The 16,467-nt window shown below is 72.8% G+C and carries 13 protein-coding genes and 2 tRNA genes; 8 read left to right on the top strand and 7 right to left on the bottom strand.

What is annotated here, in order from left to right; genetic code table 11:
• The first annotated feature begins 59 nt into the window (after positions 1-59).
• The 6 genes from CFW40_RS16185 to CFW40_RS16210 all read left to right on the top strand — a co-directional run bounded on the left by CFW40_RS16185 (position 60) and on the right by CFW40_RS16210 (position 4,484).
• Positions 60-132 (top strand) — tRNA-Gly (locus tag CFW40_RS16185).
• A gap of 194 nt (positions 133-326) precedes the next feature.
• Positions 327-1,421: an ABC transporter ATP-binding protein gene (locus CFW40_RS16190; RefSeq protein ID WP_088798565.1), complete on the top strand. Its 1,095-nt coding sequence runs from the start codon at positions 327-329 to the stop codon at positions 1,419-1,421.
• On the top strand, positions 1,418-2,236 hold the full coding sequence (locus CFW40_RS16195) for an ABC transporter permease (protein WP_088798566.1): 819 nt from the start codon (positions 1,418-1,420) through the stop codon (positions 2,234-2,236). The genes CFW40_RS16190 and CFW40_RS16195 overlap by 4 nt, the downstream gene beginning before the upstream one ends.
• Positions 2,237-2,320: 84 nt before the next feature.
• Positions 2,321-3,547 (top strand): sensor histidine kinase, encoded by a 1,227-nt coding sequence (locus tag CFW40_RS16200; protein ID WP_256331447.1) that lies wholly within the window; start codon positions 2,321-2,323, stop codon positions 3,545-3,547.
• Between the two features lie 181 nt (positions 3,548-3,728).
• Entirely contained in the window at positions 3,729-4,358 is a 630-nt protein-coding gene (locus CFW40_RS16205; RefSeq protein ID WP_256331446.1) for a DNA-binding response regulator, read from the top strand.
• 53 nt (positions 4,359-4,411) lie between these two features.
• A tRNA-Gly gene (locus CFW40_RS16210) sits at positions 4,412-4,484 on the top strand.
• 117 nt (positions 4,485-4,601) lie between these two features.
• Here the strand turns inward: CFW40_RS16210 and CFW40_RS16215 are convergent.
• The gene (locus CFW40_RS16215) at positions 4,602-5,501 is read right to left on the bottom strand and encodes a phosphoribosylaminoimidazolesuccinocarboxamide synthase (protein WP_088798569.1); all 900 of its coding nucleotides are present in this window, start codon (positions 5,499-5,501) and stop codon (positions 4,602-4,604) included.
• A 139-nt stretch (positions 5,502-5,640) separates the two neighbouring features.
• The gene (locus CFW40_RS16220; protein WP_256331445.1) at positions 5,641-6,942 is read right to left on the bottom strand and encodes an MFS transporter; all 1,302 of its coding nucleotides are present in this window, start codon (positions 6,940-6,942) and stop codon (positions 5,641-5,643) included.
• A 101-nt stretch (positions 6,943-7,043) separates the two neighbouring features.
• Between CFW40_RS16220 and CFW40_RS16225 the strand changes: the two genes are divergently transcribed.
• Positions 7,044-7,943, top strand: a complete 900-nt coding sequence (locus tag CFW40_RS16225; protein ID WP_088798570.1) for a LysR family transcriptional regulator — start codon at positions 7,044-7,046, stop codon at positions 7,941-7,943.
• An 88-nt stretch (positions 7,944-8,031) separates the two neighbouring features.
• On the opposite strand, the gene CFW40_RS16230 is transcribed toward CFW40_RS16225, so the two are convergent.
• The 3 genes from CFW40_RS16230 to purD all read right to left on the bottom strand — a co-directional run bounded on the left by CFW40_RS16230 (position 8,032) and on the right by purD (position 13,460).
• Positions 8,032-9,513: a N,N-dimethylformamidase beta subunit family domain-containing protein gene (locus CFW40_RS16230; protein WP_088802158.1), complete on the bottom strand. Its 1,482-nt coding sequence runs from the start codon at positions 9,511-9,513 to the stop codon at positions 8,032-8,034.
• A 311-nt stretch (positions 9,514-9,824) separates the two neighbouring features.
• Positions 9,825-11,684 (bottom strand): hypothetical protein, encoded by a 1,860-nt coding sequence (locus tag CFW40_RS16235; protein ID WP_256331444.1) that lies wholly within the window; start codon positions 11,682-11,684, stop codon positions 9,825-9,827.
• A 507-nt stretch (positions 11,685-12,191) separates the two neighbouring features.
• The gene (gene purD, locus CFW40_RS16240; protein ID WP_088798571.1) at positions 12,192-13,460 is read right to left on the bottom strand and encodes a phosphoribosylamine--glycine ligase; all 1,269 of its coding nucleotides are present in this window, start codon (positions 13,458-13,460) and stop codon (positions 12,192-12,194) included.
• Between the two features lie 395 nt (positions 13,461-13,855).
• Here purD and CFW40_RS16245 point away from each other — a divergent pair, with 395 nt between their 5' ends.
• Positions 13,856-14,620 carry an SLATT domain-containing protein gene (locus tag CFW40_RS16245; RefSeq protein ID WP_088798572.1) on the top strand — a complete coding sequence of 255 codons (765 nt, stop codon included), beginning with the start codon at positions 13,856-13,858 and terminating at the stop codon, positions 14,618-14,620.
• A gap of 359 nt (positions 14,621-14,979) precedes the next feature.
• On the opposite strand, the gene CFW40_RS16250 is transcribed toward CFW40_RS16245, so the two are convergent.
• Positions 14,980-15,630, bottom strand: a complete 651-nt coding sequence (locus tag CFW40_RS16250) for a hypothetical protein (protein WP_088798573.1) — start codon at positions 15,628-15,630, stop codon at positions 14,980-14,982.
• 95 nt (positions 15,631-15,725) lie between these two features.
• Entirely contained in the window at positions 15,726-16,403 is a 678-nt protein-coding gene (locus CFW40_RS16255; RefSeq protein ID WP_088798574.1) for a GntR family transcriptional regulator, read from the bottom strand.
• Positions 16,404-16,467 lie beyond the last annotated feature (64 nt).

The following is a 16,467-nucleotide window of genomic DNA, read 5'->3' on the forward strand; positions in this document are numbered from 1 at the left end:
GGTCACGGGATCAGGTACAGTAGCTGTCGCGCCGCTCGGTGAAAGCCGAGTGGATGCCTGCGGACGTAGCTCAGTTGGTAGAGCGCAACCTTGCCAAGGTTGAGGTCGCGAGTTCGAGCCTCGTCGTCCGCTCCGAAAGAGAAGGCCCCGGTCATTGCGACCGGGGCCTTCTTCCTTTTTCCGGCGGTCGTGTCGCACCCGCCTCCCTCCCTCTCCGTCGCACCGTCCCCCTGCCCTCTCTTCCGGCGTAGGCAACTGACATTTGTCATCGGCTGCGATGACAGGACGCACTGCCCGGAAACGCGATCCGGCGAAACGCTGGACTCATGAACATCGGGGAGAAAACCATCGCGGAGGCCGGCCGCGGCGGCGCCGGGGGCACCGGCTCCGGCGCCAGTGTGATCGAAGTCACCGAACTCCGCCGGCGCTACGGCGCGGCCGGAGGGCGCGGGAAGGAGACGCCCCGTCCGGGCGGGCGGAGCACGCCCGCAGGGCAGGCGGAGGGGCGCAGCCGGCCGGGCGGGCGGAGCCGGTCCGGCGCGCAGGAGAGCTATGAGGCCGTGAAGGGCATCGACTTCACCGTCGACCGGGGCGAGCTGTTCGCGCTGCTCGGCACCAACGGTGCGGGCAAGACCTCCACCCTCGAACTGCTGGAGGGCCTGGCCGCGCCCACGTCCGGGCGGATCCGGGTCCTCGGCCATGATCCGTTCCGGGAGCGGGACAAGGTGCGGCCCCGTATCGGCGTCATGCTGCAGGAGGGCGGCTTCCCCGCCGAGCTGACGCCGGCGGAGACCCTGCGGATGTGGGCGGGGTGCACCACCGGGGCGCGCCCGGTCGAGGAAGCCCTCGGCTCCGTGGGACTGGACCGGCGCAAGGACGTCCGGGTCAAGCAGCTGTCCGGCGGCGAGCGGCGGCGACTGGATTTCGCCCTCGCGCTGCTGGGGCGGCCCGAGGTGCTGTTCCTGGACGAGCCGACAACCGGGCTGGACACCGAGGCGCGGCATGTCACCTGGGAGCTGGTGCGCGAGCTGCGGGACGCCGGCACCACGATCGTGCTGACCACGCACTATCTCGAGGAAGCCGAGGAGCTGGCGGACCGGCTGGCGATTTTGCACGGCGGGCGGATAGCGGCGGCGGGATATGTCGCGGACGTGGTCGCCGCGCATCCCTCGCACCTCTCCTTCGAGCTGCCCGAGGGATTCCACCTCGGCGATCTCCCGCCGCTGGGGGAACTGGGAGTCATCGGCCATGAGACGACCGGGCGCACGGTCCGGCTGCGGACGGACGAACTGCAGCGGACCGCGACGGCGGTGCTGGTCTGGGCGCAGGACAAGGGGATCACGCTGCACGGACTGGACGTCAGATCCGCGTCGCTGGAAGAGGCATTTCTGCACATCGCAAAGGGGCTGGAGAACACATGAGTGCAGGTACAAGCCAAGCTGTCGGCGATGAGCGGGGCGGAATTCCCGCCGAAACCCGCGCTTCCGGCCGTCTGCAGGCCCTGGGGCGGGCCGAGTTGACGCTTCTCGTCCGCAACAAGTCCGCGCTGTACACGTCGTTGTTCCTGCCGATTGTGATGGCCATCGCCATGCGGCAGGGGGTCGGTTCGATGAATCTGGCCGGCACGGGGTTGTCGGTCGGAACAGTGCTGTTGCCCGGCACCCTCGGCTGCGTTCTGGTCTTTGCCGTCTACTCCAACGTCACCGCCGCCTATGTCGCCCGGCGCGAGGAACTGGTGCTCAAGCGCCTGCGCACCGGAGAACTGCGGGATCTGGAAATACTGACCGGCACCGCGCTCCCTTCGGTACTGATAGGGCTGGCGCAGTGCGTGCTCCTCGCCGTCCTCGGTGCGCTGGTGCTGGACACCGACCTGCCCACCGCACCGCACCTCCTGATCGCAGGAGTGTTGCTGGGCATGGTCACGGTCCTCGGCCTCGCAGCGGCGACCTCCGCCTTCGCGAGGTCGACCGAGTCCGCTCAGCTGATCGTGATGCCCTTCATCATGCTGTCGCTGGCCGGGTCCGGGGTGATGGTGCCCCTGGATATCTTTCCGGAGCGGATCGCCACCGTCCTCGGATTCCTGCCGCTGTCTCCTGCGATGGAGCTGATACGCGGCGGCTGGACCGGCGGCGGGGACCTCAAGGAGACGGTGGGGCAACTGATCACCGGCTTGGCCTGGGCCGGGCTCGCGCTGTTTGCTGTGCAGCGGTGGTTCCGCTGGGAGCCGCGGCGCTAACGGCGCAGGAGATCGGGCAACGGGGGCGGGCAGCGCATGATCGGGCGGCTACGGGCGATGTGGCGACGGCGGAGCCAGGTGGGCATGGTCGAGGCGTACTTCCGCTGGACGCTGTACGCCCTTCCCTGGCTTCCTGCGATCGGCGGGGTGATGCCCGTCGTGGGCATGACGAGCGGCAGCGCATTGCCGGTCACTTTGGCGGTGGCCGTCGCCGGACTGAATGTGGTGCAGGCCGTGCTGGCCGTGCCGCTGTTCAACCGGGCGTTGAACAGCTATCTGAAACTGGGGGCGACACCGCGCGGCCTGCTGCTCGTCTCGGGTGTGCTGACGCTCGCCGCCGAGATCGCGTTGGTCGCGCTGATCGCGGTCAACGGCATCGGCTACGGCCACACTCGCGACGAAAACCTGGCCACGGTGTTCATCGCGGTCGCCGCCAGCCTCACACCGTTCTTCATGGCACACAGCCTGCTGGTGTCGAAGCGGGGGTTCCTGGCGGCGCTGGCCGCCGCCGCGACGGGGCTCATCCTGGTGCTCGGGGTGCTCAAGGGCTCCTGGCTGGGGGCACTGGCCGTGGCGAGTCTGCTGGTCTTCGCCGGTCTGTGGAGCTTCGTGATAGCGCGGCCCACGGGATGGCTGCTCGGTGTGGTCCGCAAGCTGGACGCGGCACGCGGTACCGAGGCACGGCTCGCGGTCGCCGAGGAACGGCTGCGGTTCGGCCGGGATCTGCACGACGTCATGGGCCGGAATCTGGCGGTGATCGCCCTCAAGAGCGAGCTGGCGGTCCAGCTCGCCCGGCGGGAGCGGCCGGAGGCCGTGGAGCAGATGGTGGAGGTGCAGCGGATCGCCCAGGATTCGCAGCGCGAGGTACGGGAGGTGGTGCGCGGCTACCGCAAGGCCGATCTCCGGGCGGAGTTGGCCGGGGCCCGCTCCATCCTGCGGGCGGCCGGGGTGGACTGCCGTATCGAGGGCGAGGACGAAACGCAGCTGCCGCCGGAGGTGGAGTCGGCGCTCGGCTGGGTCGTACGCGAAGGCACCACGAACGTCCTGCGGCACGCCGCCGCGGTGCGGCACTGTGCGGTGCGGACCCTGATCGATCCGCACCGCTCGGTACTCGTGATGACCATGGAGAACGACGGGGTCACCCACCGGCCGGACCCCACCGGGGCCGGCTCGCTGCCCGGCAGCGGCCTCAAGGGACTGCGGGAACGGCTGCAGCCCTTGGGCGGCACCCTGGCGTCGGGCCCGGTCCTGCCGGGCTCCTACCGTCTGACGGTCGAGCTGCCGATACCGAGGGGGGCGGTGACGGGGTAGGGAGGGGTGAGGGTGCGGATGGCGCGGGCGAACGGGGCGGGGGTTCGGCGCAAGGGCTCGGTGCGGGGATCTGGTGCGGCGCGGGGATCTGGTGCAGGGGTTCGGCGCAGGGACTCGGCACGGAGGTTCGGCACGAGATTCGGAACGGGGGTTCATGGCCGGCGGAGAGGTGGGGCGGCAGGTGAGTGACGGGGTGCGTGGCGAGGTGATCCGGGTGTTGCTCGCGGATGACGAGCATCTGATCCGGGGAGCACTGGCGGCGTTGCTGTCGCTGGAGGACGATCTGCTGGTCGTGGCCGAGGCGGCGTCGGGACCGGAGGCGCGGGCGATGGCACGGGCCCACGGGCCGGATGTGGCGGTGCTGGATCTGCAGATGCCGGGGGCGGACGGTGTGGCAGTGGCCACATCTCTGCGGGGTGAGGTGCCGGGGTGCCGGTGCATGATCGTGACGAGCCATGGCCGGCCGGGGCATCTGAAGCGGGCGCTGGAAGCCGGGGTGCGGGGGTTCGTTCCGAAGACGGTGTCGGCGCAGCGGCTGGCGGAGATCATACGCGCGGTCCATGCCGGAAACCGCTATGTGGACCCGGAGTTGGCGGCGGATGCGATCAGCGCCGGGGAGTCTCCGTTGTCAGCCAGGGAGGCGGAGGTGCTGGAATGCGCCGAGGACGGGGCGCCGGTCGCGGAGATCGCGGAGCGGGCCTCGCTGTCGCCCGGGACGGTGCGGAACTACCTCTCGTCGGCGACCGCGAAGCTGGGTGCGGAGAACCGTCACGCCGCGGCGCGCCTCGCCCGCGAGCGAGGTTGGCTATAGTGGTGCCCGCACCGCGCGGCGGCGACTGGTTTCAGGAGCTGTGCACGGAGCATGCGGACGTAGCTCAGTTGGTAGAGCGCAACCTTGCCAAGGTTGAGGTCGCGAGTTCGAGCCTCGTCGTCCGCTCAGAAGGAGAAGGCCCCGGCCGGCAGTGATGTCGGACGGGGCCTCTTCGTGTGCGCGGCACCTGTTCGCCGGCCGGGTACGGCCCGGGCCGGGTTGAGGCCCGGCCCGGACGAGGGCTCACGCCCAGCTGAGACCCGTAAGACGCTCGTAGGCCTCGACGTACTTGGCGCGGGTGCTCTCGACGATCTCGTGCGGGAGGGCAGGCGGCGGCAGCGTTCCCGTACGGTCCCAGGCCGCCGCGGGAGAAGTCAGCCAGTCCCGGACGAACTGCTTGTCGAAGGACGGCTGGGCGCGGCCCGGCTGCCACAGGTCGGCCGGCCAGAAGCGCGAGGAGTCGGGCGTCAGGACCTCGTCGGCCAGGGTCAGCTGCTCACCGTCGAAGCCGAACTCGAACTTGGTGTCGGCCAGGATGACGCCGCGCTCGCGGGCGATGTCGCGGGCCCGGCCGTAGACGGCGAGGGTCGTCTGCCGGAGCTGGGCGGCCACCTCGGCGCCGATCTGGTGGACGACCTCCTCGTAGGAGACGTTCTCGTCGTGGTCACCGACGGCGGCCTTGGTGGCCGGGGTGAAGATCGGCGCGGGGAGCTCGGAACCGTCGACGAGGCCTTCGGGGAGGGCCAGGCCGCAGACGGTACGGGTCTGCCGGTATTCGGCGAGGCCGGAGCCGGTGAGGTAGCCGCGGGCCACACACTCGACGGGGACCATCCGCAGCGACTTGCAGACCAGGGTGCGGCCCGCCCAGTCGGCGGGGGCGCCGGCCGGGACGTCGGTGGAGAGGACGTGGTGGGGGGCCAGGTCGGAGAGCTGCTCGAACCACCACAGGGACAGCTGGGTGAGGATGCGGCCCTTTTCGGGGATCTCGGTGGGCAGCACCCAGTCGTAGACGGAGGTGCGGTCGCTGGCGACCATGATCAGGTCGCCGGCGGCGTTCTGGTAGAGGTCGCGCACCTTGCCGGTGTGAAGGTGGGTGAGCCCGGGAACCTCCACCGGCTCAGGCTTTTCTACAAAACCGGGCACGCTTCCTCCGCGTAGGTTGATCCAGGAGTCATACCGATTCTCCCTCACGCGGGCCGGTGGTGGCGGACGGGGGCCGGGTATACCGGGGGGCCGGGCTCCAGTCGGCGCGAGCTGAGGTCGGGCAGCCGGGGGCTGGGCGTCATGCGGCAGGGCGGGCACCCCGGCGCGCGCCCCGGTGGGCGCCCCGGCGGGCGATCAGGGCGAGGGTGGCCGCGGCCGGGACGACCGCCGCGAGCAGCACCGTGGCCGGGGCGAACAGGCCGGTGAGCAGCGTGATCGCGTACGGGGTGCAGAAGCCCAGGTAGCACAGGGCCCAGAAGCGGGCGGTCAGGCGGGCCAGCCCCTCCGGGGGCGCAAGGGCGGCGACCTCGGTGAGACCGTACGCCACACACAGTCCGTATCCGGCGCCGAGTACGGCGGCGGCGAGCAGTGCGGCGTCGGGCCGGATGCGGGCGACCGCGAAGGCGGCGAGGAGCAGGCCGGCAATAACGGCGGCGAGTCCGGCCACGGCGGTGGCGATGCGGTGGCGGGCGGCGAGGCGTCGGGCGAAGGGTGCGACGAGCAGGCCGGCGCCGGGGGTGACGGCGGTGAGGATCCCGGCGTACACGGTCTGCCAGCCGGTGAGACCCGCATCGACGAGCCCGGGGAGGGTGGCGAGGGCGATGCTGGGGGCGACGAACACCCAGGGGGCGACGGGGGCGACCAGGCGGCGGAAGGCCGCGCCGGGGGCGGTGCCGTGCGGCGCGGGGGCCGGTGTCGTCGCGGGGGCCGGTGCCGTCGCGGGGGCGTCGGGCGTGCGGGCGGGCCCCCGGCCGCCGGTGCGGGCCGTTTCCGGTGCGCGGGACGCCAGGAGCGCGGCTGTCACGGAGAGGACGAGGTGGGGCAGGTATGCGGTGATCATGGGCGCCGGGGCCCACTGGGCTATCAGCGCCGCCACCAGCCCGCCGGTGGCGAAACCCGCGGAGAGGAAGAGTCCCGAACGGCGGGCCGCGGCGCCGGCCGTCGAGTGGGTGTCGTACGGGAGCGAGGACAGCTCCTTGATCCAGGCGCTGCCGGCGCTGAGCAGGGCGCCGGCCCCGATACCGGTCAGGAAGCGGCCGGGCCACAGCAGGCCGGTGGCCATCGAACCCGCCATCAGCAGCACGGTCGCGAGCGCGGAGAGCGTGAGAGCGGCGAAGACGACGGGGCGCCGGCCGCGGCGGTCGGCGGCCGGACCTCCCAGGAACAGACCAGGGATCAGGCCCAGGACATAGACGCCGAAGAGGGCGGTGGTCGTGGCCCCGGTCAGACCGAGCTCCGCATGGTAGGCGCCGAGGAGGGCGGAGAACTGGTTGGCGCTCCAGCCCGAGGCGGTCATCACCCAGCCCGTGCGCAGCCAGTGGCGGTGACGGATCGGACGGCCGGTGGTCCGGGAGGTGGCGGGGTGTGCCGTGGTCGTCATGGAACGTGTTGTACGGGCCGGGCGGGCCGCGGCGCCTCCCCCGTTCAGGAAAACTGAACGGCCCCCGGTGGCGGCGCGGGTCCGGAATTATCGTGGGCCGCATGGATCTGCGGCGGCTCTCCTCCTTTCTTGCCGTGGTCGAGGAGGGGCACTTCGGACGGGCGGCGGCCCGGTTGTTTCTGTCTCCCGCGGCGGTGACCGGCCATATACAGCAACTGGAGCGGGAGTTCGGCACCGTCCTGCTGGAGCGCAGCCCCGTGGTGCCGACCGCGGCGGGGCGGCGGCTGGTCTCCCACGCCCGTACGCTGCTCGCCGCCGCCAACGCCGCCATGGACGATGTGGCGGACGCGGCACAGGGGACGGCACCGGCCCGGCCGCTGCGGGTCGGCGTCATGGGGCACGGATCGGCCGAGGTGACCCCGGCCGCGATCAGCGCCTTCCGCCGGGCCCGGCCCGACGTCCCCGTGTCGCTGGTGCAGTTGACCTTTACCGAGCACTGCAGTGCGCTGCGCGAGGACCGGGTGGACGTGGCGTTCGTGCGGCCGCTGGTGCGGAGTGCGGAGATCGAGGCCGATGTGCTGACGAACGAGCAGCGGATCGTGGCGGTGCCGGCGGCGTCCTCGCTCGCGGACGCCGCGCACGAAGGGGTGCGGATGGCGGACGTCATCGACCTGCCGTATCTGCGGCTGCCCTCGCACACACCGCAGCCCTTCTCCGACTACCTGTACTTCCACGAGGGCCAACGGCGTGGCCTCGACTACGCGCTGACCCCGCAGGATGTGCTGACGAGCGTGGCGGCAGGGCGGGGAGCGGGCTCGGGACTGAAGTCGTTCGCGCGCTACTACCCGTGGCCGGGGGCGGTGTTCGTCCCGGTACTGGATGCGCCATGGGCGCAGAGTGTGCTCGCCACTCGTGCCGGGGACCCGAATCCGGAGGTGCGGATCTTCCGGGCCCTGACGGTCGCGCTGGCACGGGAGCTGGGGCCGGTCGCCGCGCGGTAGTGGGCGGTAACCGGTCGATCCCCGCCCGGTAGTCGGCGGGCCCCCGCACGGGCCGGGCGGGGCGGGGCCCCGCGCCCCGCCCGTGGGCTCAGTCGCGTTTGCAGATGCGGTCGAGGAGGTTGGCGGTGGCGCGTTGGATGCGTTCGTCGACGTGGCCGGGGCGGTCGAGGGCGGGGGACCAGGCGAAGGTCCCGGAGGCGAAGACCCAGGCGCCGCTGGGGGCACGGTAGAGGGAGGTCTCCTGATGGCGGCGGGCGCCTTCGCTGTCGCGGTAGGGGGAGTGGGCGAGCAGGATGCGTTCGGTGTGCTCGGGGAGATTGGTGCGCGGAAAGTAGCGGTCGGCCTCGCCGGCGACCAGCCCGGGGAGCTCGTCGCCTTCGTGCGCGCCGGTGGCATCCCACAGCCAGTGGCCGCCGTTGCGTACGACCATGGGGGCCGGCTCGGGGACCCGGCCGGCGTACTGGATGCCCATCAGCCGCTGTTCGGGGTTTCCCAGCTCCCGCCAGAGCGCGGGACGTCCGGGGCCCTGCCGCTTGCGGCAGTGCAGCAGCGCGTCCGGGCCCGAGGGCGAGGGGGAGAGATCGACCTGCCAGTACATGGTGTTGGCGGAGAGGAAGACGAGGGAGGTGCCGGTGTCGCGGGCGTGCTCGACCGTACGGCGCATCGGCACCGACCAGTACTCGTCGTGGCCGGGGAAGACCAGGCCGCGGTAGCGGGACGGGTCGACGCGGCCGGCGTGCAGATCGCGGGCGTCGGCGTAGGCGAGGTCGTAGCCGTAGCGCTCGGCCCAGCGGATGAAGTCGTAGGCATGGCCGACGTGGAGGGGCAGTCCCGCGCCGGCGTAGGGGCGGTCGAAGGAGACGGTGGTGGCGGCGTCCGCCTCGCCGAGCAGCGCACCCTCCTCGTCCCAGGCGTGGTAGAGGCTGGCGCCGGTCCGGCCGTCCTCCGGGTAGAGGTTGTAGGCCTGCCACGTGATGTCGGGCAGCAGCAGGAGGAGATCGGCGGGCTGATGGTCGCGGACCGTGAAGGGGATGTGGGAGCGGTAGCGGCCGTCGGCGGTGGTGAGCACGGCGACATAGGCGCCGAGCTGCCAGGACGTGGGGACCTGCAGGCGCCAGGAGAGCCACCAGTGGTGGCAGGAGGCCGTACGGTCCGCGGTCAGCGGGGGCGGCTGGACGATACCGGCCAGGCGGGGGCTGTTGGTGATCTTGGAGGCGCCGGCGCCCCGGTAATGGCCGATGCGGTAGATGTCGATGTTGAACGGCTGGGGCGGGTCCACCGAGACGCGGAAGTCGATGGCCTCGCCGGGGGCCACCGCGCCGGGGCCGGCGAAGCCCTTGATCTGGCGGTGGACGTCATCGGCGGTACGCGGCCCGTTGTGCTTGCCGGGGTCGGGCACCGGCAGGGCGCCCTGGGCGACGGCGGGGTCGACGTACCAGGGAATGATGCGGCCGGAGTCGAAGTAGTTCTCGCTGCCGCGCAGCCAGGGCAGCGGGCCCTGCCCGAACGGGTCCGTGACCGCGTGGGCGAGCGCACCCGACTCCCAGCGCCTGATCTGATCCGTCGCCACCTTCACTCCCCTCCCACATCCCCATCGGCCGCAGCCGATCGAGCCGCTACTGCGTCCGGCCGGGCAAACCCGGCCGGCCATCCCCTCAGCACATCACATTACGCACTCACTCCGTCACCCTTCGTCGTGAATTTAGAGGGTGCGGCCCCCGAAATGCGAACTGGAAGGGAACATTCAGCCGGTGGTGCGGGAGCCGCGGGGCGAGGCGCCCGGCCCCCGCCCGGCGGGTAAGTGCGGCCTTGAGCGCGACTTTCCGACGATTCCGGTTGCTCCGGCTGCTCCGGTCATTCCGGCTGTCCCGGCTGTCCCGGTCATACCAGCCGGACCGGCTTTTCGGGGCGTACGCCGACCGTCGTCAGCCAGCCGCGAAGCGGCTCCGCGTCGCCGTCGTCGACCAGGCTGAGGACCGGGCGGCCGAGGTCGGCGCGGCGGGCGCCGTCGACCAGCAGCGCCGGGCCGTCGAGCCAGTCCAGGCCGGGGGCGGCTCCCGCGGTGTCGACGGCGGCGCAGCAGACCATGGCGGTGACGTGGTCGGCGAGGAGTTCGCGGCCCGTACGGGGCGGCTGCAGCGGGAACAGCGGGAGGCCGCCCTCGGACACCATGCCGTCGCCCCAGGCCACACCGATGCCGGCGTCCTGCGCCGCGCCGCAGCGGGCGGCCTGGCGGGCCGCTTCCTCGCGCTCCTCGCGCTCGACCTCCGCGCCCAGCCGGGCGGCAACCAGATCGCCCGCCCGCTCGTCCTGGACGAGCCGGTCGATGACACGGGCCAGGGTGGGGCCCGGGGCCGGTGTGGCCGGCGGGTCGTCGCGACGGCCGGCGGACGACGGGGCGCCGGCGGGGTGGCCGGTGGGCGGCGAGCCGTCGGCGGGGCGGTCCGCCGGGTGGTGGCCCGCGGGCGTACGGGAGGAGGAGCGGGCGTACGAGAGGGGCGGGGCGCAGGCGGGGTCCGGGGCCGCCGGAGCGGGCGGGGCCGCCGGGAGCGGGGGCGCCGGGAGGTTGTCGAGGACGCGGTGGAGGCGGGCGGCCTCCAGGCGCCATTTGCGGTCCACGACCTCTTCCGGGTACTGGCTCCAGCCGACCGGCGACCAGTCGGGGCCGGGCTCGGCCGGGCCGCCGTGGAAGAGGCGGGCGGCCAGCAGGGAGGCGGCGCGGTCGATGGCGCCCGGCTCCTCCAGGAGGTCGCAGGCCGGGCGCTCGCCGAGCCGGGAGGCGAAGCCGTTGGCGAGGCGGTCGCGGCGGGAGAGTTCGGTGAGCGCGGAGACCACACCGGCGTCCAGCCGGGACGGCCAGCGGCCCATCCGCCAGGCGGGCAGCGCCACCCGGGTCAGCAGCCGGTCCCAGCCCGCGTAGGCGAGACCGACCTGCTCCTGGGCGACGATCCGCAGGCCGTAGTCGACGGTCTGTGCGCGCTCGGAGGCGGCGGCGGCGACGGCGCGCTCCATGATCGTGGCGTGTTCGCGGCCGGCCCGCAGCAGCAGTCGCGCCACCCGGCCCACGAAGCGGAGCGGGAGGGCGCGCAGCGGGCCCCGGGCGCGGGCCGATACGGCGACGGCGGCGTCCAGGCCGCGGATGAAGCGGCGGGCGGCCGCTATGTCGGGGTGGGCGGACGGGCCGGTGCCCGCGACGACCGGGGCCAGCAGGGCGCGCAGCTCGCCGACCCGCATCCACCACAGGAAGGGCGAGCCGATGACCAGGACCGGCGCCTCGGCGCTCCGGCGCCCTTCGCATGGTGCCGCTCCCCTGCCGCGGCGCGGCGGGCCGTGGGCGCGGTGCGTACGGTCCTCCAGCCAGCTGTCGCAGTCCGGGGTGAGCGCTATGGCCGAGGGCGCGGGGACCTCCAGGCGGTCGGCGAGATCGCGGACGAGGCGGTAGAGATCGGGCGCCGATTTCTCGGAGATCGGCACGGACGGGCTGAGCGCGGGTCTGGCGCGCGCCACGACGGCCGTGACCAGCGCCGCCAGGAGCAGGCTGAGCACCGCGAGACCGCCGGCGATCCAGCGGGCCAGATCCCAGCCGGCGCCCGCGCCGAGGTGGCCGGTCGCCCGGCCGGTGAACAGCACCACGGCCACGGCCGCCGGCAGCAGCGCGACGGCCAGCGCCGTGCTGCGGATCCGCAGCACGGCAAGGGCGCGGGCACGCGCCGCCAGGACGCCTGTTTCCGGACTTGCCACGAGCCTGTACACCCCCTGCTGTCCTGATGGAGCCGGACGGAGAGAACACGGGACGGACGTACGAGAATTGCGCGGTGAGTGGAGCGAGGGCACTCCACCACCACTGTGGCACCGGCCACTGACATCGCAATGCCGGTGAGCCACTTGCCGGACGCCGCCGGGGCAGCCGTGCCGGATTCCGGCCCGGTGACCACAGGACGCTTGCGCCGCACCCTAGTTGGGGGTGTGGGCCTCGTCAGCCGTATACCTGGTGCGGTCACTCGATGGAATGGCTTTGGGCAAAGCCGGGAACCCGTGCCTGGCGGGTATGGGCCGTGGACGCTTCGGCCCGGTCTCCAGCAAGAGGACTGGGGCATATGTCACGGTATGTGGCATATGCCCCAGGAGAAATGTCACCCAAGAGGCCCCCGAAGACGGGACCGGACACAGCGGTCGGGACGCCCGCGACGGGCGCGTCCGTGCGGCCTGCGTGCTCCCCGTCCGACCCGGCGGGTCGGGGACGGCGTCCTAGACGCCCTCTGCCCCCGCGTCCGCGACCTTGGCGGCGATGTCCGTGCGGTGCTGCGAGCCGTCGAGGGAGATCCGGCCGACGGCGCGGTAGGCGCGCTGCCGGGCGGCGGTCAGGTCGGAGCCGGTGGCGGTGACGGACAGCACCCGGCCGCCCGCGCTGAGCACCGCGCCGCTCTCGTCCCGCTTGGTGCCGGCGTGCAGGACGTACGCCTTGGGGCCGTCCTGCTCCGCGACGTCGGCGAGGCCGTCGATCGGGTCGCCGGTGCGCGGGGTGTCCGGGTAGTTGTGGGAGGCGATGACGACGGTGACCGCCGCGCCGTCGCTCCAGCGCAGCGGCGGGAGGGTGGCGAGGGTGCCGGTGGCCGCGGCGTGCAGCAGACCGGCGAGCGGAGTCTTGAGGCGGGCGAGGACGACCTGGGTCTCCGGGTCGCCGAAGCGCGCGTTGAACTCGATCACCCGCACCCCGCGGGAGGTGATCGCCAGGCCCGCGTAGAGCAGCCCGGAGAACGGGGTGCCGCGGCGGCGCAGCTCGTCGACGGTGGGCTGCAGGACGGTGGCCATGACCTCGTCGACCAGCTTGGGGTCGGCCCAGGGCAGCGGGCTGTACGCACCCATGCCGCCGGTGTTGGGGCCCTGGTCCCCGTCGTAGGCGCGCTTGAAGTCCTGGGCGGGCTGCAGCGGGACGACGGTCACGCCGTCGGTGACCGCGAAGAGCGAGACCTCGGGGCCGTCCAGGAACTCCTCGATGACCACGCGGTCGCAGGCCAGGGCGTGCGCCCGGGCCGCCTCGACGTCGTCGGTGACCACGACGCCCTTGCCGGCGGCCAGGCCGTCGTCCTTGACGACGTACGGGGCGCCGAAGGCGTCCAGGGCCGCGTCGATCTCTTCCCGGGTGGTGCACACATAGCTGCGGGCGGTGGGGACGGCCGCGGCGGCCATCACGTCCTTGGCGAAGGCCTTGGAGCCCTCCAGCTCGGCGGCCTGGGCCGAGGGGCCGAAGACCGGGATGCCGCGGTCGCGCACGGCGTCGGCGACGCCCGCCACCAAGGGGGCCTCGGGACCGACGATGACCAGGTCGGCCTGCAGACCGGCGGCGAGTTCGGCGACGGCCGCGCCGTCGAGGGCGTTGACCCCGTGCAATTCGGCCACCTCGGCGATACCGGCGTTGCCGGGAGCGCAGTGCAGCGCGGTGACGTCGGGGTCGAGGGACAGAGAGCGGCACAGGGCGTGTTCGCGGGCGCCGCCGCCGATGACGAGGACCTTCACGGTGGCAGCCTAGACGAGAGCGCCCGCCGCCCCGACGTCGGCCGGGCCGGGGCCGGCGCACCGGCCCGGGCGGCCGGAAACCGTGCGTCGTCGCGGTGGCAACTCTTTCGGGTGAGGCGGTCGGCCGCCTTATATCCGATCACGCACCACTTCCGGGCGGAAAGGGCGTGATCGTGGAGCCGACGCCAGCCGTTCGGCGGTAGGAAGGGGGCCGGGCCGGGCGCAACGGCTGTCTCGTATGTCACGCAGGCACCGCGCGTAGGTGTCACGGATGCGCCGCTACGCCACGGATGCGCCGCGCGTGGACGTCCTGCAGGCACCGCGCGTGTACGTCACGCACCGGACGTGTCCGTGGAGAGCTACAGAGGCTGTGGAGACAGAGAGGGAGTGCACGGGTGAGTCATCCGGAGATGCAGCCCGAGGGGCCCCCTCGGGAGGGCGGCAGCCCCACCCGGGAGAGCGGCAGCCGGGGCCGCGGCCGGAGGGATCTTGCGGGGCGGGCCTTTCCGCTCGGCGACTGGGGGGAGCCGGCCGACCGCCTGGACGCGCTCTATCTCTGGTGCGAGGAGGGCGCGCTGCGCAGCGCCGACTGGTATCTGCGCGGCCGGCGGGCCAAGCGCCACGGCGCGCGGATGCTGCGGGTGGGGGCCGCCGCCGGGGTGACGGCGGGCGGGGTGCTCCCGCTGCTGGAGCTGGCCGGGATCTGGCCGGGCGGGGCGCCCTGGGGCGCTCTGTCGCTGCTGCTGGCGGCGGTGTGTGTGGGCTGCGACCGGTATTTCGGGCTGACCGCAGGCTGGATGCGGGACCTGGCGACCGCCCAGGCGATTCACCGGCGGCTGGAGGCGCTGCAGTTCGACTGGGCGGTGGAGGGTGTGCGCGAGGTGCTGGGGCCGGCCGAGGGCACGGCGGGTGAGGCGGCCGAGCGCTGTCTGGGCGTGCTGCGGCGGTTCAACGAAGACCTCGGGGAGCTGGTACGGGCCGAGACGGCCGACTGGATGGCGGACTTCCGGGCCGATTCGCTGCGGTTCGCCGCGGCGCGCGGGGGCGGATTCGCCGCCGTGGACGCGCGTCGGGAGGAGCCGGGGGCGCCGGGGCGGTTCGCGGTGCCGGAGCGGGTGCGGCCGAATATGCCGCGGCAGCGGCCGCCGGAGGCGCGTTGAGCGCGCTTGCTTTTCCCACGTTTTTGCCTTTCCCGCCGTGGGGGTTGCTCGCCGTTTTTCGCCCGCTGCGCGGTGCGCCCGCCGTTGCTCCCCCACTGCCTGAAGGGCGTGGGAGGTACCCCTGCGGCGGGCCGGGTCCGCTGCGCGGGGCTTGTGGGTGCGGTGACGGGCCTCCGGGGCCTGGTGTGTGGACTGCTTCGCTTTACGCTCCGCTGCGCTCCGCCTTTGCTCTTTCTTGGAGCCTTCGGAAGCAAAGCCCACACACCAGGCCCCTCCGGCCCGTCCCCTCCCGTGGGTGGGTGGGTGGAGATCAGGTGGTGGGTGGGGACGGCCCGTGGGTGGGATGCCGGTGGTGCGGGTCAGCTGAAGACGATCATGGAGCCTTGGCCCAGGCTTCGGGTGGCGGCCGCGTGCAGGCCGAGCCATACATGCCGTTCCCGGGCGAACGGGCTGTCGTCCAGGGGGACCGCGCCCGCCCGCTCCTCCAGGGAGGTGGGGCCGGCCGGCGGGGCGGGGGCGGCCGGCGGATTGGCCGGATCGATGCCGAGGGATGGCGCAACGAGTTCGAGGTCGCGCAGCAGACCGTGCGAGGAGCCCAGCGGGCCGCCGCCCTCCAGCAGTTCGTCGTTGGCGAGCGGGTGCGGGAAGTCGACCGGGACGTAGGCGCCGGCGTGGTCGTAGTGCCACACGAGATGGGACTGCTGCGCGGTGGTCTCGAACATCTCCAGCAACTGCTCGTAGTCACCGCCCAGTTCGTCGACCGGGGTCACCTCCAGGTTGCACAGTCGCAGCAGGTAGGCGCGGCGCAGGAAGTGCAGTGCGTCGTAGTCGAAACCGGCGACCGGGGCGACGTCACCGGACAGGCCGGGCATATAGCTGAAGACCGGGACCGGTGGCAGACCCGCTTCCGTCAGGGCCTTGTCGTAGGCGGCGATCTCTTCGGAGAACGGGTTGTCGGGGCTGTGGCACAGCACATCGACGAGGGGTACCAGCCACAGGTCACATGCCACGAGTGTGGGCTCGCTTCCGGTCGGGGACGGGGACACCGGCGCACGTACAGCTACGGGTACGGCCCATTACGGCCGATGGTCGGGACAGCGTAGTGCTACCCGCGCGTTCCGACGAGAGTGAGGGAGTGCTCGTTGTACTCGGCGATCAGCCGCTGGGCCGCGGGCAGGTCGTGCCGCAGCAGGGCGTCGGCCAGCGCGCTGTGGCCCTGCCACAGATGCCCCTTGAGGTCGCCCTCGCGGCGCAGCAGCGGCACCGCGAACATCCAGGTCTGGACGCGGATCCGGTCCAGGAAGTCGCTGATGTAGGCGTTGTTCACGATGCTGCTCAGTTCGCGCCAGAACCGCAGGTCGTAGCCGATCAGGACGTCCAGGTCGCCGCCCCGCGCGGCCCGTTCGGCCTCGTCGGCGCGGCGCCGGACGGAGATCAGCACCTCGGCGGGGGTATCCCGCAGGGCCTGGTCGGCGCCGCTGCGGAAGATGCCCTCGATGATCAGGGTGCGGGCCTCGACCATGGCGCGGAAGTCATCGGCGGTGAAGGCGTGCACCTTGAAGCCGCGGTGCTGTTCGACGTCGAGCAGGCCCTGGGCGCAGAGGTCGAGCAGCGCCTCGCGCACGGGGGTGGCGGAGACGCCGTACTGCTCGGCGATCTCCTTGACGGTGAAGGGATGGCCGGACGGCAGCCGGCCGGCCAGGACCTCGTCGCGCAGCGCGTCGGCGATCTGCTGGCGCAGGGTGCTGCGTCGTATGACCGAGCTGTCTCCGGCGGCAGCCATCGTGTGCGTCTCCTTCGACGTCCCTGACCGCGCAGGTGGGAGCGGCCCCCGCCCACGATAGGCG

Origin of the sequence: Streptomyces sp. 2114.4 (assembly GCF_900187385.1) — a bacterium.
Taxonomy (GTDB): domain Bacteria; phylum Actinomycetota; class Actinomycetes; order Streptomycetales; family Streptomycetaceae; genus Streptomyces; species Streptomyces mooreae.